Here is a 21,220-nt window from a genome sequence, read left to right on the forward strand (position 1 = left end):
TTTACTGAGAAGCCTGTCCCTCGCGACTGTTCGGCTTTCGCAATGCGGTCGCGAGGCCATTGATTCAGAGATGTTCGCCACTGTCAATCGATGGCTCGGCTTGCGTAGTTCAGTTCTCGCCCACACCGTGAGAGCCGGGCGGCGTTTCAGGGCGGCCAATCGACTGTGAGGAAGCCATAGCGCGTGTCGCCGCCGACGCGTTTGGTGAAGGTCGTCACAGCACCGAGGGGCTCGATGTCGGCCGGCGGGTCCGTATTTTCCAGCACGATGACCTGACCGATGGCTGCGATCCCGGCAAGGTGCGCAGAGAAGCGCTTGTTGAGGCTGGTCGTCTTGATCGCGAGTTCGTCGTCGGCCAAGTCCCCATGCTTCTCGTCCATCGGCTCGCGGTAAGTCAGCAGGGGCGTGTCCAACACGACGAATCCGGGGTGCGGCAACTTCTTGTCGTGGCAGTACAGCATGAGGGCCACGTTGAAGGCGGCGTGCAGCACCCGGCGCTCCTTCCATCTGTTAGCCAACGCGTATCGGAGGGTAATCCGGCCGGGGAGGGCGGAGCGGCCATAGAGGATCCCGTGCGTCACCCGAGTGGTGCCGCGGGCGCGCCGTGAGCAGGATCGATCAGGAATGGCAGCGTCGGTCTGCCGAGGACATCCCACCACGGTGCCGCGGCGACCCGACGGTGGAGCGCGTATGGCGAGCGGTCCGCCGCGGCTGCGGACGGGCTTGACGCCGGCTGCCGCCGCAGTGATGACGCGCTCCCCCCGACCGCCCAGCCCGAACATGTCCCCTCCTCGTACGGCGCAGTTCGCGCATCCGCATCCCCGCGCCCGAGCGACCGCTCCGGCCCCCATCCGCCGGAGGCCCACATGCAGAGCCTGACCCGAGCGGCCTGGCTGGCCAAGATCGAACAGGTCTCGGCGGCCCTCGGCATCGACGGCGACGACCCGGCCACGTGGCGGCAGGCGCTCGTGCGCGCCTGGACGTTGCTGCCGCTCGCGCCGGTGACTGTCCAAGGCGCCTACGGGACCCTGCCGGAGGCCGACATCGTGGCCGCGGGCGACGCGGCCTACGCCATCGGCGGCGTGGCGCCGGGTGCCCTGGACCTGAGCGGGTGCGGGAGCGACGCGGAACGGCTGACCGGATTGGGCGGCTGGCTTCGCGCCGCCGAGCGGAAGATCGCCGAGATGGATACCGGGCGGCCGGTCCGGGACCCGAACGAGGATTGGCACCACGAGGCCGACGGGGAGGGCTTTTTCCTTGTCCCGGTGCCGCGCAGCGCATGGCGGCCCGCCTACTTGCCCGGCGCCTTGCCGCGGCCGTTCACCCGGCGGGCCCTGCTGCGTTTCCGCATCATCCCGGAGGTCATCAGGGGCCTGCCGGTGCACTTCACCGTTCACCCCCGTGTGGGGCTTGAGGACGCTGCCATGTCTTTCGGGGCGTCCCTGTTCGCGGACTTCGACGTGCTCCCGGAGGACGAGGCCGACGAGCGGCACTTCCTGGCGCGCGAGGCGGTCGGGCCGACGCCGGAGATCGTGAGGGCCGACATCGTCGAAGCCGCGCGCAGCGGGTGCTTCGCCCACGTCTTCCCGGAACTGACGCTGATGCCGGAGAAGCGGGAGGTCGTGCCGGCGACGCTCGCCGCGGCCGCGTGGAACCGCGCCGGGGAGGCCGTGCCGGGTCCCGACCTCGTCGTCGCCGGCACGTGGCACGAGCGCTACGGGGAGGACGCCTGGAATGAGGCGGTCGTCTACGGCGCCGCCGGAGAGGAGCTCCTGCGGTTCCGCAAGCTCTTCCCGTACCGCGACGAGAAGGGGCGCCACGAACGGATCGAGCTGGGCGAGGTGCTGGAGATCCTGGTGACCCGGCGCGGGCTGTACGGGTTCGGCGTGTGCCTCGACTTCTGCCAGAAGGCGACGCCTGTCCTGACGGAGCTGGACGTGGATTGGATGATCATACCTTCGTGCGGCGACTGGCGGACCATGCGGGATCACCTGAGCGCCGCCCATCAGCTCCAGGTCAGCTTCGACACCAGGAGCTTCGTGGTCCAGCAGGTCTATCCGAAGCGGGACGACGGGGGTCTGGGCTTCGTCCTGGCGGCCCCGGAGCGCGTCGTCGAGCGTACCGAAGCCGAGCTCGTCGTTTCACAATCTTTCAGCGTCTATCCGATCCTGACGTAGACGCCGCGTTGACTTGTGCGTTGCAAGCTCCAATGTGAAACTTCGTGAAAGATCGGAGATGCCCATGCGCGGTGACCTCAGGCAGCGAAGGCTGGAGGAGATCACCCTCGGCGAGATCGGCCCGTCGGACGCCTTCGCGCTGGTGAGGGAGCTTCTCGCCGAGGACGCGCCGAAGTTCGCCCGGGGCGTCTACCTGGCGCTCCAGGAGGTGGTCTGGCGCCTAGTCTCGGATCGGACGCCCGGCTCCGAGACGGCTCAGTGGCTCGACGTCTGCGGCCGTGCGAGCGTGTTGCTGCGCCGGGGCGGGGCGGAAGCCGTCGCCCACCAAGTGACGGCGCTCGGCGACCTGGTGGGGCGCACGGCCCGGTTCCTGGAGGCGCAGCCGGTCGACGAGGTTCTCGGGCGCCGCCACGTCGCGGAGGTGCTGCGGTTGCTGGCCGGGAACGTAGGGCCGACGAGCCGGGCGGCGGTCCTGGAGGCGACGGGGCTCGGTCAATCGAACCTGTCCCGCATGCTCACGATGCTGGAGGGGCATGGGCTGGTCCGTCGCGACAGGTCGGGACGGGAGGCCGAGCTGTACCTGACGGAAGCCGGCAAGGCGGCCGTGGCGAAGCTGGCGGGGAGGGCCTGCGACGTGCGGCCCGAGGCCCTCTGGAAGGCCCGCGGCATCGGGATCTGCGTCCTGACCGACGACGGGATCCTGTCGGCCGCCAATCCCGGGTTCGAGGAGGCCATCGGCACGCCGGCCGAGGTGGCGACCGCTTCGGTGTCGCGCGGGTCCGGTCCGGTGGACGTACGGACCGCCGAGAGGAGTTGGGCCCGTCGCGTCGAGTTCGGGGAAGTCCAGGGCGGGACGGCGTCCGTGTGGGTCGACGTCAGCGACCTCCACTTGGCGCTCGCCGAGGCGGAGATGCGGATCTCGGCCGGCGAGGCGAAGGTGGCCGGGCTGCGGGAGACGCTCGCCAAGGCGGAGGCTGCGGCCGCCGCGGCGGAGAAGCGCCTGCGACGCCAGCAACTCTCGGTCGAGGTCGTCCGGGAGCGTGCGGTCGGCCGCTTGGGCAGCATGGCCAGGCTCGTCCACGCGGGGGCTTGGGGAAAGGCCCGGGTCGCGCATCGGGCCGAGGACAGGCCATATCGGCAGATCGTGGCGATCAAGGAGGCGCTCGACAACCTCCTGGACGTGCGGATGCTGTCGCCGCGGTATCACGTCCTCGGTCACCTGGACGGTCGCGCCATCTTCGAGGACGTGGTCAAGTCGACCTATGCCCTGACGAACGCGAAGGTCGCGGTGGAGTATCCGGAGTGGCTGCGCACCGAGAAGGCCGACTACGTGGCGCTGGTCGAGCCGCTCAGCCATTTCCTGCTGACCACATGTGGGGCGGTGGAGTTGAGCATCGATCGGGATGACCGGAACGTCGTGGTCCACGGGGTCGGTCATCCGTCCCGGGAGTGCCAAGGGTCGCGGTCGGGAGCGTTCACGCCGATCGACGCGGCGGCGATGGATGCCTTCGCGGAGACCTGGGCCCAGCCGGGGATCGAGGTCCGGGTCACCGGCCTTCATTCGCACGACCGGGGCGTGGAATTCCGGATGAGCGTGCCGCGCGGGGTGGAGCACGCCCGGGAGGCGTCGGATTAGGGCCCGCGGGCATGGTCGTTGTACCCGTGCCGGCAAGCCTGGTCCCGGTCCTAGGGGCGCATGCCGCCCCCGCGGGCCCAACCCGACCTCGTCATGGTTCGACGTGGTAAGTTGGATGACGACGTTGGCCCAGGAGATGTTCGGGCAGGGGGACGGGCGTTGGTTCTACACCGGCCTGGAATTCGGCGGCGGCGACATCCCTTCGACCTACTATCCGGGTAACCGACCCTTCCATATGGGTATCCACCAATCGGTCGGGGACGGCAGGTATGGTCACCCGGAACGAGGCCCGGGCGGCGCGACGTATCGGGGGTGAGGGATGCACAACCCGGCGGGCTGGATGAGACGGCCTCCGTCCGCCCTGTCCGATAAGGAGCTCGGGAGGGGGCCATTCAGCGACATCGCCAAGCCGCTCGGCAGGTGGAAGGCTGATGCGAACTACCACGCCGTCATCGGGCGGGCTGACCTGACGGAGGCGTTCGAGAGCCGCCTCGCCGCGTTCGGGCGGGACATCCTGGAGAACCGGGCTTATATCCTGGGACGACACCCGGGGAGTCCCGATAATGGTCGCCTCCGAGCCGCCCGGAGAGATCCAAGCGGCTCGTCCATCTGCTCCCGTCGCTCGCAGCCGCCTAGGGCCGTTCGAGATCCGGTAAGGCCCCGGGGTTCCGGTTGCCCGGTCAGGGCAGGGGCTCGGATGCTTCGGGATCCGAGCATCGCGAGATGACGCCGATCCCGGGTGCGCCCGCTTTCGAAGCGCGACGGGTCCCGGTCCGCCCGGGACGAATGCGGTCCCCGGCATCCCTCCCCATCTTGCCGGGGCGCGGGACCACCACCGCGTCGTGGACCATCTCAAGCTTACGAAGGCCCTCGATCAGCTTCGGGTGCTCCTCCGTGCGGAACGAGTCGTCCCAAACGAACGGGATCAGCACGCGCCATTTCGGGTCCACGCGATAGAGCGCCGCGTCGGCCGCGATCTCCTCGACGATCTTGGCGAACGATACGCCCGAACGGACGAACTTCACCTCGATGACAAGGCCCAGGCTCGGTACGGTCAGGTCCATCCGAGGGTTCTTGTGCCCGACCGGCGGCGTGTACTCCTCCGCGTTGAGGTCCGGGAAAAGCGGGGCCAGAATCGCCCAGAGCATGTTCTGGACGTGGTACTCGTTCTCGATGTCCCAACGAACAAGCCGCGACCTGGGCGTGCGCGGTCGCTCCTCGCACGTCCAAAGCCGCAACGACCGCTCGACGCCCCGCAGCACCCGCAGGACGTCCCCTGGTTCGAGGCGCCCGATGCGGGCCGGCATGTTAGTCGCGCACAGGGCGTCGAAGGCCCGGAGGCACAGCGCCGCCTGCGCCGGGCCGGCCATTGCGGGCTCGTAGCGCAACGCGTTGCGCCAAGCGGGCCCTCGGCATTCCGGGTCAGCCGGAACGATGCCGAGGTCGGCGAGCGCGACCCTCGCTTCAGGCAGCATCGTCGCGAGGTCGCGCCGCGCGGGCGCTTCGAGGTTGTGTGCCGCCGCGACCATCAGGGAACGGTTGAACTCCGAAAGCCCGGCGGCCGCGGCGCCGCGCACCACCAGCGCGCCGAGCCACGCGGCATCCCGGCGGTCGAGCAGGCGGTGCACGCCCAGCGCGAGGCCGAGGCCGGACAGGCCGTCGGCCTCAAGGGTCGGCGGCAGATGCGGCCTGAACCAGCTTCGCGCCCCGAGCCACGCGACCCCTTCGCGGAACGCCTCGCGGTATGTCCCGGCAAGGCTTGGATCGGTCGCGGCGTAGCCGAGGATCGCCACGTGCCCGGCGGAGCGCCCGCCGGGCAACCCAAGGGCCGTCGCCGCAGCCGCGGCGAGATCCCCCAGCGGATCCGCGTCTCCGAGGACCCAGGCGCGAAAGGCCCGGACGAGGGGGGACGCGTCCTCTTCACGGGAGGCGGCGGCGAGGCCGGCTCGGACGTCGGCGACACCGGGCCCGTCGCTCAAAGAAACCACGGCTTCCTCATGATGCGACCGCCTTCGGCGGCATCCGTGTCCCAACCCGGCGTCCGCTCCAGGCCTGACAGCTGCTTGGCGACCTCGTCGGCGTAAATGAGTGGGATGGGCAGGCCGGAGGGCCCGAAGGTCCGCCAGGAATGGAACGCGAAATCCGACGCCTGACGCACGAGGACCGCCATGTCGCGATACGTCGAGCTGTCGTGCAGGCGCAGAAGCACGGGACCGGGCAGGCCGTGCGCGGCCGCCTTCACCTCCTTGCGCCCCGTCAGCGAGAGGAGCCACTCCCTCTCGCTCAACCGCACCGCCTGCCCCCGCTCCGGCGCGAACGCTCCCTTGCCGTCGGGCCAGGCGCGGTCGAACATCGTGAACGGATGATCCTCGACGACGTGCAGGAACGCGAAGCTGACGTTCGTCGCGCCGATCCCGGCGACCGCCGTCTCGACGGCCTGAACCGTCTCCCGGCTGAGCTGCGTGAACGCGTGGAAGACGAGCCTGACCGCGTCGCCGGGACGCCAAGCCTCCTCCCGACCGATGCGCCCGATGGCGTCGACGATGCTCTCGCTCAAAGCGGCCGGGTAGGCCTCGAACGGAACCGCCGCGGTCCGGGCGTCCAGCAAGTAGTGGCCTTGGCTGGAGAAGACCGTCGCGATGCCGACGAACCGCTCGCCGGCTCCGCGACGGCCTTCCTTGAGCGTGTGCGACCCGAGCCCGACGACGAGTTCATGGTCGGTCGGCGAGCGCGCGACCAGCAGCCAGGGAGCGCCGCCGAGCTTGGCGTATGTCGCCAGGCTCATGTTGGCCAACGCGTTCGCGTACCCGAACGCGTCGAGGCCCAGCATCTCGGTCGAGAGCGCCTGGACCGGCACGTCCCGCTTGAGAAACGTCGCCTTGCTCATCCAGTACGGGCTATCCGCGTGCGGCCGTTCCTGCAGGGCCCGCTCCACCTGCACCATGGCGAGGTCCAATGGCTCGTCGCGCGCCGCCGCATCCCTCAGGGCGGCCCGCGCGGCTTCGGCATAGGCCGGGCCGCCGCGACCGGCGGCCTCGAAGTAACGGACCTCGGGCTCGTCGAGCCTGAAACGGCCGAGAAGCCCGCGGCCGTGGGGAACGAGACCCGTGTCGCTCGCGATGTCGGGCCTGCCGTGCAGGAAATCCCGGATCGCCGCGGCGACCTCGTCACGACGACCGGCCTCGTGAAGGACAGCGATGCGCGGCCTCTTCGGCTCGAACGTCTGCCGGTCGAACGGCCCGATGCGGTCGAGGCTCTGCTGTTTCCAGCTGTTCGAGGTCTCGGGCGAATGGACAGGGTCGAACGACAGCTTCGGCCGCCAGACGGCCTCGGCGGGCGGGAAGGCGCCTGCGTCGACGGCCTGATCGATCAGCTCCTCCAGGCGGAGTGGAACGCCGTCGGCCAGGTTCATCGACCGATTCCCGAGCTGGTTGAGCACCCCATGCACGATCTCGATGGTCCGCCTGCCGCCATGCCACTCCGCCTCGGCCTTCTGGACCGCCTTGAACGCCCGCTCGGAACGCCCTTGCGTGATGACCTCGACCACCTTGTTGAAGTTGGCGCGCGTGGGTTCGAGGAAGACCTCCTCGCTCGACACGACGGACGGGCCTGCCCCATGATCGTCCAGCGTCAGCGTATCCTGCCCGACCTCGACGACGCGGCCCGCGTAGGCGAGCCGCCGCGATACCTTCGGGTCGGGATCCTCGCGCCAGGACGAGACCGCCACACCGGTCAGCGGCACGCCGAGTTCGAGGAGGGTCCGACACGACGCGTCGATGATCGTGCGCAGCCGCTTGGAGCAGGTGAGGACGACGAAGGCATCGCCCCGGGGCGGTCGCAGGATGCGCGTGTCGAATTCCAGGACCAGCCGCTTCTTCAGCCAATCGGGTAGGCCGATGTCGTCCGCGAGTACGTTCTCCCTCTTGCCGGCGACGGTGGGCGGTCTCCTGCGGATCAGGAGGTCAGCCTCCGGAGAGGCCGCGAGCAAACGGAAGACCGCCTCTCGGGTCAAAGCCGACACGAGCCGCAGGTGCTCGGCCGCGGGCAGTTCCGTCCTGTCCGTCGGGAGGTGCGCCCCGGCGGTGAGGGGCACGACCGCCATGTCCGTCTCGTCGTGCCGCGTCGCGAACACGTCGTTCTCCGACCGGTCGAGGTAGGCGTGGAGCAGCGCACGGTCGAACGGGACCACCGAGGCCGGGATCGTTCCCGGAGGCGTCAGGACGCGGATTGCGTTCAGGGCGAGCTGCGGGCGGACCCTTTCGCCGGGACGGAAAGCCATGCCGCACTATACCCGGCGGTCGCGTCCAGACGAGCCGCAACCGTCCTGCCGCGCGGCCGTCCACACCCTATGCGGTCAAAATCCCGGAGCGGTCAAAACCAAGGAACCCGTACGCCGACCTTCGACACGTCGCGCGAGCGTTGAGAGAAAGCCCTCCGGCCTTGGCGGATCTCGGATAAGCCCAACCCAATATCCGGAGCGGCGACCGCGTCATCGATCAACCGGCAGGTCGGCACGTGCCGGACCACGGCCCCCGACCGCACCGCCAGGTCCCGCAGCCGCCGTGAATACGCCGAGAGGAAAGTCCAAGTTTCGGCCCGCCCCCCGGTCGTCATCGCCACGGGGGCGTCGAAAATCGCTCGCTAGGGCAACGGCACCGGTATGGCGTCGGGGTCGTGCGGGCGTCACATCCTGGAATGCGAAGACTAGCCCCGTGGCGACAATGACCCGGCCTTGGGGGCCTGAGCAGCCGCTTCGGACATCACCGGCCGGTATCGCTCAGACGATTTGGCCAGCGCGTTTCGGAGCGCCTCGGTTAGTTCAGCTGCCGTTGCCGGTGAGGGCGAGCGCGTCGTGAGGCTGAACCTTCCAGATAGGGTCCCCGTCGCCGACCACGCCGCGCAGGGTCTCGTCGAGGACATCGACGTCGGGTAGGCGGTTGACCAACACGATGGTCGAAGACCGCATCGGATTGCCGTCCTGTCCGACCACACGCGCCATCGCCTCCCGCACGGATTGTCGCCGCTGCCATCGGGCCGACTGATCCCTTGGCGGACGCAGGTCTATCGGCACGTGCAGGTAACGGCATGACAGGTCTTCGAACAGTCGGAAGACCGACGGTCTGCTCAACCCGGGAAGATCGAAGTACGGGTAGAGCCGGGCATCGACCACCAGCGCGTGCGGGCTCATGAAAACGGCACGCTTGAACGTCACGCCGTGGACCTCGGCCATGGGCAGGCACGAAACCCGGCGAACGGGGCGATGGTCGAAGAGCGAGAGCTGCCGCACCGGCGTCGACGACCCCGGAAAACCCTCGCTCTCCCAGGATGTTGTCTCGACGAGGCGGAGGAGTGGTTTGCTCACGCTTGCAGCGCTCCCAGGCCCGATTCGAGATCCAGATAATGTACCCGCAGCACCTCCGAGTGACCACCCCAAACCGGCTCGCCGACCCGGTAATCCCCGGTCAGCTTGTCCTTGTAGTCACGGTCCTTCAGGAACGCGCGGGCGTACATCCTCGGTGCGACCCCGACGAACGGATGGAACAGGACCTTCGCGTTGGCCGTGGAGGCTGGAACACCGGGCCGTGCGGGGACGACAGTTCCCGAACCCTGCACGCCCGAGGGCGGTTCCCAGCCGTCCACAGCCGTCGTGATGGCGTCGCAATGGAGGCTGATCGCCCGGCTCTTGGGATAGGGCTCGATGTACTGCACCTCATCGATCCCGGCGGCGACGATATGCCGGGCGCAGTAATGGCAGGGGAAGGTGCTGACATAGAGACGGCATCCCCTCGGCGAGGTGCCGGTCCGGGCGGCGGTCAGGATCGCGTCCATCTCCGCATGGACCGCCCGGCTGAACTCGATCAGCCCGCCGATCTTCGTGCGCCGAAGCTCGGCCACCGCCCGCACTTTCTCCTTCCCCTCGGCCAGGGCCGGGTACTTGTCGATGAGTTCGCCGATGATCTCGTTCTGCTCGCGGTTGCTGCTGCAGAACTTGTCCGGCCGGAACGCGCAGCGATGGTCGGAGGCCTCCCCGTCGAGATCGGTCCCGTAAAGCCCTCCGCCCGCCCTGGGCACGTCGTTGGTGCCGGTCGCGACGATGTTTCCCTTCGCGTCCACGAGCGCCGCCCCGACCTGCCGCGACAGGCAAGCGCTCCTCAGTTGCGCCGAATGGGCCTGATGCATCGCCGTCTCGGCGACGTTCGGCCGGATGACCTCCGACGCCGTGAGGATCCGCACCAGGCGCCGCAGCGGCTCGTTCATCCCGGTGTTCTTCGGATCGTCGCCGGCATCCTTCGAATTGTCGACGAAGAAATCCGCCTCGTGAAAGGTATCGACGACGTGCTGGCCGTGGCTCTCCGGCGCATCGCCGTCCCGGTCCATGAAGGCCGTGACCGCCCGGCGCGTTTCCTGACGGCCCCTGTCGTTGAAGTCGAACAGCTCCCGGGTCAGTCGGCCATGGCGGGCATCGTCGTCGCATACGACACCGACGAGCGTGAAGGCGTCCTGGTAGATCCTGCGGAGGAGATGCGCCTCCGCAGGATGGCGCAGGGAGTCGATGATGTAGGCACGAGGCTTCCCGTCGATCTCGCCCTCCGGCCTGCCGCTCGCCTCCGCGCGGAGGGCGCGGATGCGCGCGACGACCGCGCGGGCGACCGCGGCATTGTCGTCGAAGGCCAGCCGCATCGCGTCGCCCAGATCCTGCATGTGCACGACGCCGGCGAGCGTCTTGCGACCGCCAACCGGGCCGAGGTCGCGGCCGTTGTTCCTGGCCCAGGCCTTGATCTCTGCGCTCGCCTTGACGATGCGGACCTCGTATCCGCCGTCCCCGACCGACTGCGTTTCAAGGAATTCCTTGACGATCTGAGCGGCTCGGCCTGCCCCGGAACCTCCCGGTCCGACGACCGCGATGAAGAGCTCGTTCGCGCGAAAGCTCCGAAGCAGGCTCTGGCTCGTCTCGCCCGGGCGCGGGCCGGCCGCGGTTGGCAAACGTCCGGCTGTCGCTGCATCGGCCATTGGGGGTCGACTCTCGGAATGCCGTGGTCACGGTCGCACTGATCGAACGCCGCGGAGATGACACGGCGGCCCTGGGCTGTGAAGTGGCCATCCCAGGTTGTCTCCGCTGCCCTCTCCGTCCGACGACATGTTCTGCCCTCCACGGCCAACCGGTCATACGCTGAAGTGCGAACGTGAAGCGTGGAGCCGACCTCATTGGACCGGTCACGCGGGCGGGTGATGCGATCCTTGGCCGTCGTGCGCTCCGGCGGAAAGGTGTCGGGTCATGGCGACGCCTGTGCGTCGACGCCCGGATGCTGACCCGCGCGCTGCGGCAGCAGGACGATCAGGGCGACGATGAAGGCCGCGATGACCGCCGAGGCGAGGGGCCGGCTCAGGTTCAAGCCGCCGTCGCTGACCGGCTTGTCGAGGAAGTCGCCGACCGTGGCCCCGAGCGGTCGGGTCAGGATGAACGCCGCCCAGAAAAGCGTGACCCGTGAAACGGAGGTCCGGTAGTACAGGAGGATGACCACCGCGAGCGCCGCCCCGAAGACGAGGGCGCCGCCCTCGTAGCCGAGGCCGCCGGTGTCGGCGAGCCAGTCGCCGAGCGCGGTGCCCAACGTCTGCGAGAAGGTGATCGCCCCCCAATAGAACGCCTCGACCCGGGGGGTCGAGACCGTGTCCACCGACACGGTGCCCTCGGTCGCGTACCAGAGCCCGAGCACGGCCGCGAGGCAGGCGAGGAGCAGGGTCGACCCGCCGGTGTACCCGATGCCGAGCGAGCGGTCGGCGAAGTCCGCCATCGTCGTGCCAAAAGTGGTCGAGGCGACGATCGTGGACCAGTACAGGACCGGGTGGAACCGCTTCGACATGATCTGGGCGACCACGAGCCCGACCAGCAGCACGGCGAACAGGGCGGTGCCGGCCAGGTAACCCCAATTGAGGGTCATGGTGACGGTGTCGCCGCCGGTCTCGCCGAGCGTGGTGGCCAGGATCTTGACGACCCAGAATCCCAGCGTGACCTCGGGTACCTTGCTTAGGGCGCGTTCGTGACGGTCGTCCATCGGACCTGCTCCTTGTTCGAGGGGAAACCTCACGGCGCGTCGGCGCAGGCCGCCCTGCGACCGGCACGCTGCGGGATGAGGAGGACGAGCCCGGCCATGACGAGCGCGAGGAGCCCGGAGATCGTGATGTCGTCGATGCCCAGGCCGCCGGAAGCGACCGGCTTGTCGAGCGAGTTGGCGAGGGTGGCGCCGAGCGGCCGCGTCAGGACGAACGCCGTCCAGAACAGCATCGGCCTGGAAACGCGCGTTCGCAGATGGAGGGCCGTGACCCCGGCGAGCGCGACGAGGATGAGGAGGGCGCTCCCGCTGTACCCGAGCCCGCTGCTGTCGGCCATCCAGTCGCCCAGCGCGGTGCCGAGCGTTTGGGAGAACATGACGGTGGCCCAGTAGAAACCCTCGGCCCGCGGGGATCGCACCGTCTCGACGGCGACCGTGCCGAGCGCGCGCTTCCACAGGATCAGGGTCGCAGCGACCGATCCGAGTAGCACCAGGGACCCGCCCGCGTAGCCGATGCCGAGGGACCGGTCGCAGAAGTCGGCGAGGGTCGTGCCGGCGAGCGTGGTCGCGGTGACCACGGACCAGTACAGGAGTGGATGGAAGCGGTCCGCCCGGACCTGGGCGGCGAGCAGCACCGCCAGGGCGGATCCGAAGATCGCCGTGCCGGCGAGATAGCCGAGGCCAAGCGTCAACGTGACGGCGTTGCCGCCCACCTCGCCCAGGGTCGTGGCCACGATCTTGATGGCCCAAAACCCGGCGGTGGCTTCGGGCACCTTGGCGGGTTCGATGTGTCCGGGTCGCTCGGTCGGTTGCATCGGGCTGCCGTGGGAAAGCGAGGGCCGGCTCAGGCGGTGTGGGTCTGGTCGATGATGGCGAGCAGGTCGTCGACCGCGCGACGGCAGGCGGCCGGATCGGGATTCGACGCCCGCAGCGCGTCGAGGGCGCGGTCGATGGCCTTGTCCACGACGTGCCAGTCGGCGGCGTCTCGCGGCTTCAGGCCGGCCTCGGACGCGTCCCAGGACAATTCCAGGTCCTTGATGCGCGCCTTGGCGGCGGCGAGGTCGCCCCGGTCGGCCATCGCCTTCACGTCGACGACGATGGTCCGGAACTTGGAGAGGTCGCCGAGCTTCGACGCCGCCATCGCGGTAGGCGTCGCTCCGACGGCGGCGTCCTGCATCGCCAGCAGGCCCAGGGGGGCGGCCGTGACGCCGATGACCGTCGCGGCGATGGCGGCGAGGAGGATGTTTCGCATGGTCGTTGAGTCCGTGTCGTGCGGCGTTGGAAGGACTGGAGGATGGGGATGCGCGAGGCGGCGGAGGGTCAGGCCCGCCGATGTCCGGTCGGCTCGCCCGGGCGTCCGGAGACAAGGCTCAGGGACGTCACCAGGGCGGCGATGATGGCGAAGAAGACGAGGCTGGTGGAGGCCGTGCCGAAGCCGAAGCCGCCGTATTCCCGTGCCTGCGACAGCAGATCGCCCAGCGATGCGCCGAGGGGGCGCGTGACGATGTAGGCGAGCCAGAAGGTAGTCACCGGGTTCGCGCCCAGGCGCCGGGCGAGGGCGAGGGCGGCCAGGATCGTGCCGAAGATGACGACGCCGAGATTGAAGCCGAGCCCCAGCGCCTCCGTGGCCAGGTCGCCCGCGGCCGTGCCGAGCGCGAAGGTCAGGAGGATGGCGAGCCAGTAGAACGCCTCGCGGCGCCGCGTCACGATGGCGTGGATCGAGAGCGTCCGCTCGGTCGCGTACCAGAGCGCGTACACGGCGGCGAGGGCGGCCGCGAACACGCCGGTGCTGACGAAGAGGCTCACGCCGAGCTTGTCGGTCAGGATGTCGGTGACCTGCGTGCCGACCACGCTGACGAGGACGACGGTCGACCAATAGGTCCATGGCACATAGCGCCGCTCCCGCACCTGCAGGGCGAGGACGGCCGCGAGTAGGCCGGCCGTGAGGGCGGTGGTGGCCGCGGCACCCAGGCCGACGTTCACCGCGAGGTAATCCGCGCCGGTCTCGCCGACGGTCGTGGAGAGTATTTTGATGACCCAGAAGGCCGCGGTGACCTCCGGTACCTTGTTCAAGACCTGGCGCTGGATCTCGCTCATCCCCGTCTCCCGTCCGTCATGGTCGGAGCCGGTGATAGCGAGCCAGAATGAGGGCAGAATGAGCTTCGTCCGAAGGAGCCGCGGGCTCCGCCTCAAGTCGGCAGTCTGACCGTTGCGACGGTCCCGCAGCCGTCCCGCCGGTTCTCGACCGTCAGGCCGAGATCGTTGCGCTCCGCGATGCGGCGGGCGATGGCGAGCCCGAGCCCCGTGCCTTCGACGTCCGGTGGCGCGGCCCGGAAAAAGCGGTCGAACAGGCGGTCCTCGCTTCCCGGCGGCAGCCCACAGCCGGTGTCCCGAACCGTGACGACGCACGCACCGTCCCGGTTCAGCAGACGGACGTCGACCTGCCCTCCCGACGGCGTGTAGCGCAGGGCGTTGTCGACCAGGTTGGCGAACAGGACGCGGACCTCATCCTCCGACGCGTGAAGCGTGGCGGGTGTCTCGATATGCACGCCCAGGTCGATGTCCTTGCGCCGGGCGAGCACGACGTGGTCGGCGACGCAGTCGAGCAGGAGTTGGCCGAGGGCGACGCATGCAGGACGGGCCTCGCCACCGTCGTCGAGCCGGGCGAGACGGAGCAGTTGATCCACCAGCCGGTTCGCCCTCCGGAGGCCGTCCGCCAGCGCCATACGCCGCGCGTCGCCCCCGCCACTGGCAGGGCCGCCGAGGGAGTCGAGTTGGATCTGCATCGCGGCAAGCGGCGTACGCAGTTCGTGCGCCGCGTCGGCGACGAACCGCTTCTGGGCGGCCAGAGCGGTCTGCAGGCGCAGGATGAGCCCGTTCATGGCCTCGACGAGGGGCGCCACCTCCGTCGGCACGCCGCGCGTCGGCAAGGGGCCTTGGGCGGCGGCGCCGCGCCCGGCGAGGTCATGCACCAAGCCGTCGAGCCGCCCGAGCGCCCGGTTCATCGCCCAGCCGACGACGATCCACGACAGCGGGACGAGGAGCAGCAGGGGGGCCACGGCGCCGAGCGCCGCGTTGCGTGCGAACTCGGCCCTCACGACGTCGCGCTGGGCGACCCGGACCGTCGTGGTGCCGTTGGCGGTCGTGTAGGTGCGCCAGAGCTCGCCGCCCATGACGACGTTCGCGTATCCCGTGCGGCCGGGATGGCGGACGTCGACGCCGCGGTCGTCGCGCAGGACCTGCCCGTCCTTCCAGATGGTGACGGCGAGTTGGTCCTCCGGGTCCTGGTCGGCGGCGGGCGGCGCGTCCGCATCCGGGAGGCCGGGACCGGCGTTGAGGGCGACCTGCCGCAACTGCCCATCGAGGAAATCGGCCGCCTCGATCCGCGCGAGGCTATAGGCCGCGACCATCGCGGCCAAGCCGATACCGGCGAGCAGGGCGGTCATCCAGCCGAGCGTCGTGCGGCGCAGGGAGGCGGCCCTCATGGCTTGGGCACCATCCAGCCTGCGCCGCGGACGTTGAGGATGACGCCCTTGCCGACCTTGCGGCGGACCGTGAGGATGAGGGCGTCCACCGCGTTGCTCTCGACCTCCTCGCCCCACCCGTAGATGCGTTCCTCGATCTGCGCCCGAGAGAGAATGCGCCCCGGTCGCTCCATGAGCGCGTGAATGAGGGCGTATTCGCGCGCCGACAGGACCGCGACGGTTCCGGCGTGGGATAGCACATGGCTCTCCGTGTCGAGTTCTGTCTCGGCGGCCACGAGCCGCCCGGTCGCCCGACCGGCGCGGCGCCGCAGGATCGCCCGCATCCGGGCGAGCAGCTCGCGCATCTCGAACGGCTTGACCAGGTAGTCGTCGGCCCCGAGGTCGAGGCCGACGACGCGGCTGTCGAGTCCGTCCCGCGCTGTGATGATGAGCACCGACGTGTCGTTGCCCGCCGTCCGCGCGGACCTGAGAACCTGCAGGCCGTCGGCGCCCGGCAGTCCGAGGTCCAGGAGGGCCAGGGCATGGCCGCCGACCCGCAGCGCCGTTTCGGCCGTGGGTCCGTCGCGCACCCAGTCGACGGAATAGCCTTCCGCGGCAAGGCCGTGCGACAGCCCTTCGCCGATCATGCGGTCGTCCTCAATCAGCAGCACGCGCATCGGTCGCTTCGTTCGTGTCGGAACCTTCGCGGCGGCGTGCATGCCGTCACCGCTCGGTTAGCCGCGACGGGTGCGGATCCCCGCCATGGACCGGTCCAGCCTGCAGCTCGACATCATCGACGGCAAGACCGCTCAACGGGCGACCGAAGGACCATCGCGGGCTGGGCCCGAGGTAGCGGTGCGCGGGCGCACAGGGGGCCGGCACCGCCGATACGCCTTTCGCCCCGCGCCGTCCCCGATCAGGGGGGCGGCGCTGGGCGACCCGGAATCGCATTACTGGAGATGCCCGCGCCGTGAATGCGGCGCAGACGATCTTTTTCGGATGGTTTCACCTCTGGCCCAACCTGATCGCCTTTGCCAGCGTCGACCGACGTTTCGAATACTGCGGCGCCACCATGGGATAGTCATCAGGCAAGCCGTAGCGTTCCCGGTACGAGCGGGGGGTCAATCCATGGCTCGCCAAATGCCGCTTGAGGATCGCGTAGGACTTGCCGTTGATGAAGCTGATGAGCGCATCCGGCGTGATCGAACTTCTCACCTCCGCCGGCGAGCGTTTCGGCGGCCGTTCGAACGCCGTTCCGACGGGCCTCGACAAGCCCGTCAAGGCCGAATGGACGGATGCGATAAGGCGAGGCAACTCACGGGGTGGGGCGGCATTGTTTCGCACATAGGCGCAAACTATGCTGGTTGTGAAATACGTGCGCGCTTCGGTGTCTGTGAGATGAAATCTTGGCATCTTGCGCATTCCCGACAGTGGAAGATCTGTTAATCTGTATTTCTGCTTGCGATGAGCCTGGCAGGAACTATGATTGGGGGTTAGTTTTATTTTGCACCATTTTGCTGCATAAACCTGCAGCTAGCTCGTCCCTCGATGCTGCCTCCATCTTCGGCTGAGATACGGTCGAGCAGGCTATGGGATGATTGACTTGGACCTGTGGTGGCGGTCGAGACGTCATTGCCAAGAAAGCCGTGCGACCGAGGCTCGCGAACGTGACGGCGCCGTCCCGGGCGAGACGGTCCAGCGCCGCTGACTGGGGCGAGAACAGTCTGCGAGCCGGCCGCCACTGACATCACGGCAGGAATGGCAGGTCGCTGCGAAAGGAGTAGGTGATCCCGAGCCCGGCCGTGAATTGGTCGACGGCTCCGAGACGCTGCGTGATCGTGCTGGCAGCCGCGTCCCCGACGAGGCGGTCGTAGCGCCCATATAGCGTCGTTCGCCATGCGTCCGACCAGTCATAGGCGACGGCCGAACTCAAGCCGACGGTCTGCAGCCCTCCGGAGGCCGCGTAAGGTGCGAAGAACCCCGTGCGCGCCGACGCGGCCGGGCTGACCCCGAACTGCAATTGTGCCAGGGCGGCGTCCAGCAGGCCCAGCCGAGGACCGATGGAGAGTGTGAACCGCCCGGTTCGTTCGAACAGGTCCGCGGAGAGATCGAGGGCGAAGCCGTCCCGTCCCCGCAGGCCGTGGCGCAACTCGGCGCGCGTCCGCAACCGGTCCGGCAGCAGCCAATAGTCGACGAAGATGCCGGCCTCGATGGCCCAGGGGTCGTGATCGAGGCCGGCGAAGCGGCGGTCGACACCCGCATCGCGACCCTGGCGCGGGCTCGCGACAGGCCCGAGCTTGAGACGCGACGTATCAAGGACCGTGAAGCTCAAGCCGTCGTCAGGCGAATCGAGGGCGAAGGGCTCGTCGGGACGACGGATGCCGAGCGTCGGGTATGCGAATGGCCCGTCGCGTTCCGCGCCGAGATACCTCGGCCCGTATAGGGAGAACACGCCGAGGGAGACGATGCGCGATTGTGCGCCGGCCGGCGGGAGCGCGTAGCTGCTTCCCGCGTCCGCGGCCGAGACGGGTCGGCTCAGGAACGCGCCGACGAGGCAGAACGCGGCCAGACGCCGCTGGCCGCACCGCGGCGGGAGGGCAGGCCGATCCATTACCAGCAGACCGCCTCGGTGATCCAGTTCTTGGACTTGCACGGGGTTCCGGGTTGTCCGCCCCAAAGACCCAACTGCGTGCCCCTGCATACCTGGCCGGATTCGATGTCCAACTCCTGGCCCGACAGGAAGCCCTGCTCATTGCAGAGCCGGAGTGCGGCGGCCGCGCAGTCGGCACTTCGCCCGGGCGCGGGGATCGGGCAGGACCGCCGCCCGCGGATGACGGTAGGCGTCAGGTCCAAGTCGGGCATGTCTGCGACCGCCTGTGCGGTGTCCGACAAACGGCGGGCGACCGATCCGGTGAAGGCTTCCCATTCGGCGGCCAAGCCATCCAACAGGCTAGCTGGCGATGAGCCGCCGGCTCCGGCGGTTCCCGCCAGAGCAGCTTGGATGCCGAAGGCCAACACGGCCGTTCCGACAAGTCGGCCCCGCCGACGGTAGCCGGGCGGGGACCTCATCGCCCCTGCGCCGGGCGGACCGAATGCGTCCTGGACGCGAACTCGGACGCCTGCGTCGCGCCGCGGGAGAAGGTCCGCGAGGTCCAGTCGGCCTTGCCGGGAAGGCCGGGCGTCCGGTCGCCGTGGCCGATGCGGATGTGACCGCCGTCTGCGCGGAGTGCTGCCGTGATGGCCCCTAGGCACAGGCTCAGCATGAACGCTGCGGTGGATTGGCCGCGGGCCGGCACGGGAAGCGTGCAGGCTCGGTCGGCGTGTCTGGTCCCGGAAGGCGCAACCATCGGCGGGCAAGGTCCTTTCCCGCTCATGCGGCGCGCCCGATCAAAGCGCAGCGGACCTTGGGAGGCTGTGACCGCAAGTATACGGATTTGTATAGTCGGTGACCTGGCGCAGCGGGCACAGGTGCGTCGACCCTCAGGGGGACCGGCTCTAGGTTGCGGTCGAAAAGCCGGCGATTCGCCCCTACGTGCCGAGCCCGGTCCAACATCCCGTATGCCGCTGGGAGCCGAGACGATGAAGGTCCTGGTGATCGAGGACGACGGCGAGATGGCTCGCTTCATCAGCCGCGGCCTGAGGGAGCAGGGGCACGTCGTCGATCAGGCTAATAGCGGTCGGGACGGCCTCTTCCATGCCGCGGGCGGAACCTACGACGTGCTGATCGTCGACCGGATGTTGCCGGGGCTCGACGGGCTGGGCCTCGTCAAGACCCTGCGGGCCGCCGAGGTGCAGACGCCGGTCCTGTTCCTCACGACGATGGCGGGGATCGGGGACCGGGTCGCAGGCCTCGAAGCGGGAGGCGACGATTACCTCGTCAAGCCCTTCGCCTTCGTCGAGTTGCTCGCCCGCGTCCACGCGCTCGGTCGGCGGCGCCCGGTGGTGCAGGCCGACACGGTCCTTCGGGCGGCCAACCTGGAGATGGACCTGATCTCCCGAAAGGTCCGACGTGGGGGTCGGGAGATCGACCTGCAACCCCGGGAGTTTCGGCTCCTGGAGTACCTGCTTCGCAACGCTGGCCGGGTGGTGACCAGGACCATGTTGCTGGAGCAAGTCTGGGAGTTCCACTTCGATCCCAGGACCAACATCGTGGAGACCCACATCAGCCGCCTTCGCTCGAAGGTCGACAAGGGCTTCGAGCCCGAGCTGATCGAGACCGTGCGCGGGACCGGGTATTTGCTACGTGCCACGTTTGCCTAGAGCCGCGCGCAGCGCCGGCTTCCGCTTCGCCCTCCTCCATACGCTCGTCTTCGTCGCCCTGGTGGCCGTCATCGGCCTCACGGCCGAAGCCCTCGTCACCCACGCGCTGAAGCGGCAGGCGCGCGCGCGCATCGAGAGCGAGGCGGCTGAACTCTTCACGCAGTATCGTGAGCGCGGGCCGGAGCACCTCCGCAAGCTCGTCTCCGCGCGGTTCGCCATGCGCGAGAACCGCCTGCACTACGCTATCTTGGGGCGCGACGGACAAGTCGCCACGGGCGACCCAGTCCTGGCTCAGGCATCCCGAGACGAGGCCGGGCCCGGCGGCAGCGTGGTTCATGAGATCGGGCGCAAGCCCTACGACACCATGCTCGCGGCGGTCCGACCGCTCTCGGACGGCAGCCTGCTCGTCGCGGCCATCGACCTCGACAGCGTCGAGGACGTCGAGGACGTCGTCTCCGGTGCCTTCTACGTCGTGCTGGCGATGTCGCTCGCGCTCGGCCTCGGGACCGGCCTGCTGCTCTCCCGGACGCTCCTGAACCGCCTGGATGCGGTCACGCGCACGGCCGAGGCCATCAACGCCGGCGACCTGTCGCGCCGGATCGCCCGAACCGGATCGGGCGACGATTTCGACCGCCTGTCGGCGACGCTCAACCTCATGCTCGACCGGATCTGCGCGCTGATGGAGAGCGTGCGCCAAGTTTCGAACGACGTCGCGCACGACTTGCGGACACCACTGGCACGCCTACGCCAGACCCTTGAGGATGCCCGTCGGCATAGCGGGACGATGGCGGATTACGACGCGGCCGTGGCCAAGGCGATGGTCGAGGCGGACGGTCTGCTCGCAACCTTCTCGGCCCTTCTCCGGATCGCCCAGATCGAGGCCGGCGCCCGACGCTCGGCCTTCCAGGCGGTCGACCTGACCGACACCATCCAAACCGTCTGCGAGGCCTACGCACCGACCATCGAGGACGGCGGTCGCCCCTTCGCGGTCGCCCTGGCCCCTGGCATCACGGTCGAGGGCGACCGTGAATTGCTGACGCAGCTCTTCGCCAACCTGCTGGAGAACGCGATTGGGCACACGCCGGCGGGAACGGGCATTCGGGTCGAACTGGAACGGAGCGACGACGGTCGATTCGGCCACGCAAGCGTGTCCGACGCCGGTCCGGGCATTCCCACCCCGGAGCGCGAGAAGGTGTTCCGCCGCTTCTACCGGCTGGAACAAAGCCGGACCACGCCCGGAAACGGGCTTGGTCTCAGCATGGCGGCGGCCATCGCAGACCTTCACCAGACGCGCATGTCCCTGTCGGACAATCGGCCTGGGCTGCGCGTCGGACTGGATTTTCGGCTCGGGGGATGACCCCTGACCATCGTTCGGGACTGGCACTCGTCCCGAATCACCGTGGCCGGCTCCAAGCCTCCGGATCGCATGGGATCACGACGGTCGGCTCGAACCATGCGAACGGTGGCCCCGCCCTCTTCCGGGTCGTAGGGACGTCCGGATCGAAACTCATCCCGCCTCGGCGGTTCGGCCACTTTGGGTTACGGCCGGGCCTGAGCCTTGGATCGGGACGACGAAGAACGGCGGCTGGCCGTCTCGCCGCAGGCTGACGCTTCGGCAAAGGGATCCCGTCG

At 69.0% G+C, this 21,220-nt stretch carries 18 protein-coding genes; 4 read left to right on the plus strand and 14 right to left on the minus strand.

Annotated elements, in window-relative coordinates; genetic code table 11:
• Positions 1 to 146: 146 nt before the first annotated feature.
• Positions 147 to 491, minus strand: a complete 345-nt coding sequence (locus J3A75_RS04415) for a hypothetical protein (RefSeq protein ID WP_122160893.1) — start codon at positions 489 to 491, stop codon at positions 147 to 149.
• A gap of 375 nt (positions 492 to 866) precedes the next feature.
• Here J3A75_RS04415 and J3A75_RS04420 point away from each other — a divergent pair, with 375 nt between their 5' ends.
• Together J3A75_RS04420 and J3A75_RS04425 are read left to right on the plus strand one after the other, a co-directional pair.
• Complete coding sequence (locus J3A75_RS04420) at positions 867 to 2,177, plus strand: hypothetical protein (protein ID WP_122160892.1); 1,311 nt, start codon at positions 867 to 869, stop codon at positions 2,175 to 2,177.
• Between the two features lie 64 nt (positions 2,178 to 2,241).
• The gene (locus J3A75_RS04425) at positions 2,242 to 3,813 is read left to right on the plus strand and encodes a MarR family winged helix-turn-helix transcriptional regulator (protein ID WP_122160891.1); all 1,572 of its coding nucleotides are present in this window, start codon (positions 2,242 to 2,244) and stop codon (positions 3,811 to 3,813) included.
• A 680-nt stretch (positions 3,814 to 4,493) separates the two neighbouring features.
• On the opposite strand, the gene J3A75_RS37200 is transcribed toward J3A75_RS04425, so the two are convergent.
• The 13 genes from J3A75_RS37200 to J3A75_RS04490 all read right to left on the minus strand — a co-directional run bounded on the left by J3A75_RS37200 (position 4,494) and on the right by J3A75_RS04490 (position 18,343).
• Positions 4,494 to 5,606 (minus strand): hypothetical protein, encoded by a 1,113-nt coding sequence (locus tag J3A75_RS37200; RefSeq protein ID WP_163006060.1) that lies wholly within the window; start codon positions 5,604 to 5,606, stop codon positions 4,494 to 4,496.
• Between the two features lie 182 nt (positions 5,607 to 5,788).
• Complete coding sequence (locus J3A75_RS04435) at positions 5,789 to 8,092, minus strand: hypothetical protein (RefSeq protein WP_209649733.1); 2,304 nt, start codon at positions 8,090 to 8,092, stop codon at positions 5,789 to 5,791.
• 540 nt (positions 8,093 to 8,632) lie between these two features.
• On the minus strand, positions 8,633 to 9,175 hold the full coding sequence (locus J3A75_RS04440) for a hypothetical protein (RefSeq protein ID WP_163006059.1): 543 nt from the start codon (positions 9,173 to 9,175) through the stop codon (positions 8,633 to 8,635).
• Positions 9,172 to 10,824 carry an anti-phage dCTP deaminase gene (locus J3A75_RS04445; RefSeq protein ID WP_209649735.1) on the minus strand — a complete coding sequence of 551 codons (1,653 nt, stop codon included), beginning with the start codon at positions 10,822 to 10,824 and terminating at the stop codon, positions 9,172 to 9,174. Before J3A75_RS04445 ends, J3A75_RS04440 begins: the two co-directional genes overlap by 4 nt.
• Before the next feature lie 263 nt (positions 10,825 to 11,087).
• A complete protein-coding gene (locus J3A75_RS04450; protein WP_122160885.1) occupies positions 11,088 to 11,867 on the minus strand; it encodes a hypothetical protein in 780 nt (259 codons plus the stop codon).
• 29 nt (positions 11,868 to 11,896) lie between these two features.
• Positions 11,897 to 12,679 carry a hypothetical protein gene (locus J3A75_RS04455; protein WP_238247516.1) on the minus strand — a complete coding sequence of 261 codons (783 nt, stop codon included), beginning with the start codon at positions 12,677 to 12,679 and terminating at the stop codon, positions 11,897 to 11,899.
• Between the two features lie 29 nt (positions 12,680 to 12,708).
• Positions 12,709 to 13,116 carry a histidine kinase gene (locus J3A75_RS04460; RefSeq protein ID WP_122160884.1) on the minus strand — a complete coding sequence of 136 codons (408 nt, stop codon included), beginning with the start codon at positions 13,114 to 13,116 and terminating at the stop codon, positions 12,709 to 12,711.
• Positions 13,117 to 13,184: 68 nt separating this feature from the next.
• Positions 13,185 to 13,961 carry a hypothetical protein gene (locus J3A75_RS04465; protein WP_122160883.1) on the minus strand — a complete coding sequence of 259 codons (777 nt, stop codon included), beginning with the start codon at positions 13,959 to 13,961 and terminating at the stop codon, positions 13,185 to 13,187.
• Between the two features lie 92 nt (positions 13,962 to 14,053).
• Entirely contained in the window at positions 14,054 to 15,349 is a 1,296-nt protein-coding gene (locus tag J3A75_RS04470; RefSeq protein WP_122160882.1) for a sensor histidine kinase, read from the minus strand.
• Complete coding sequence (locus tag J3A75_RS04475) at positions 15,346 to 16,005, minus strand: response regulator transcription factor (protein ID WP_122160881.1); 660 nt, start codon at positions 16,003 to 16,005, stop codon at positions 15,346 to 15,348. Before J3A75_RS04475 ends, J3A75_RS04470 begins: the two co-directional genes overlap by 4 nt.
• Positions 16,006 to 16,333: 328 nt before the next feature.
• On the minus strand, positions 16,334 to 16,750 hold the full coding sequence (locus J3A75_RS04480; protein WP_312892336.1) for a MucR family transcriptional regulator: 417 nt from the start codon (positions 16,748 to 16,750) through the stop codon (positions 16,334 to 16,336).
• Between the two features lie 325 nt (positions 16,751 to 17,075).
• Positions 17,076 to 18,029, minus strand: coding sequence for a MipA/OmpV family protein (locus tag J3A75_RS04485; RefSeq protein WP_122160880.1), 954 nt, complete (start codon positions 18,027 to 18,029; stop codon positions 17,076 to 17,078).
• Positions 17,939 to 18,343, minus strand: a complete 405-nt coding sequence (locus J3A75_RS04490; RefSeq protein WP_209650961.1) for a hypothetical protein — start codon at positions 18,341 to 18,343, stop codon at positions 17,939 to 17,941. Before J3A75_RS04490 ends, J3A75_RS04485 begins: the two co-directional genes overlap by 91 nt.
• 564 nt (positions 18,344 to 18,907) lie before the next feature.
• On the opposite strand from J3A75_RS04490, the gene J3A75_RS04495 reads away from it, so the two are divergent.
• Both J3A75_RS04495 and J3A75_RS04500 read left to right on the plus strand, forming a co-directional pair.
• On the plus strand, positions 18,908 to 19,588 hold the full coding sequence (locus J3A75_RS04495) for a response regulator transcription factor (RefSeq protein WP_122162807.1): 681 nt from the start codon (positions 18,908 to 18,910) through the stop codon (positions 19,586 to 19,588).
• Positions 19,581 to 20,945 (plus strand): sensor histidine kinase, encoded by a 1,365-nt coding sequence (locus tag J3A75_RS04500; RefSeq protein WP_122160878.1) that lies wholly within the window; start codon positions 19,581 to 19,583, stop codon positions 20,943 to 20,945. Before J3A75_RS04495 ends, J3A75_RS04500 begins: the two co-directional genes overlap by 8 nt.
• Positions 20,946 to 21,220: the final 275 nt, after the last annotated feature.

This window comes from Methylobacterium sp. PvP105 (assembly GCF_017876975.1).
Lineage (GTDB): Bacteria > Pseudomonadota > Alphaproteobacteria > Rhizobiales > Beijerinckiaceae > Methylobacterium > Methylobacterium radiotolerans.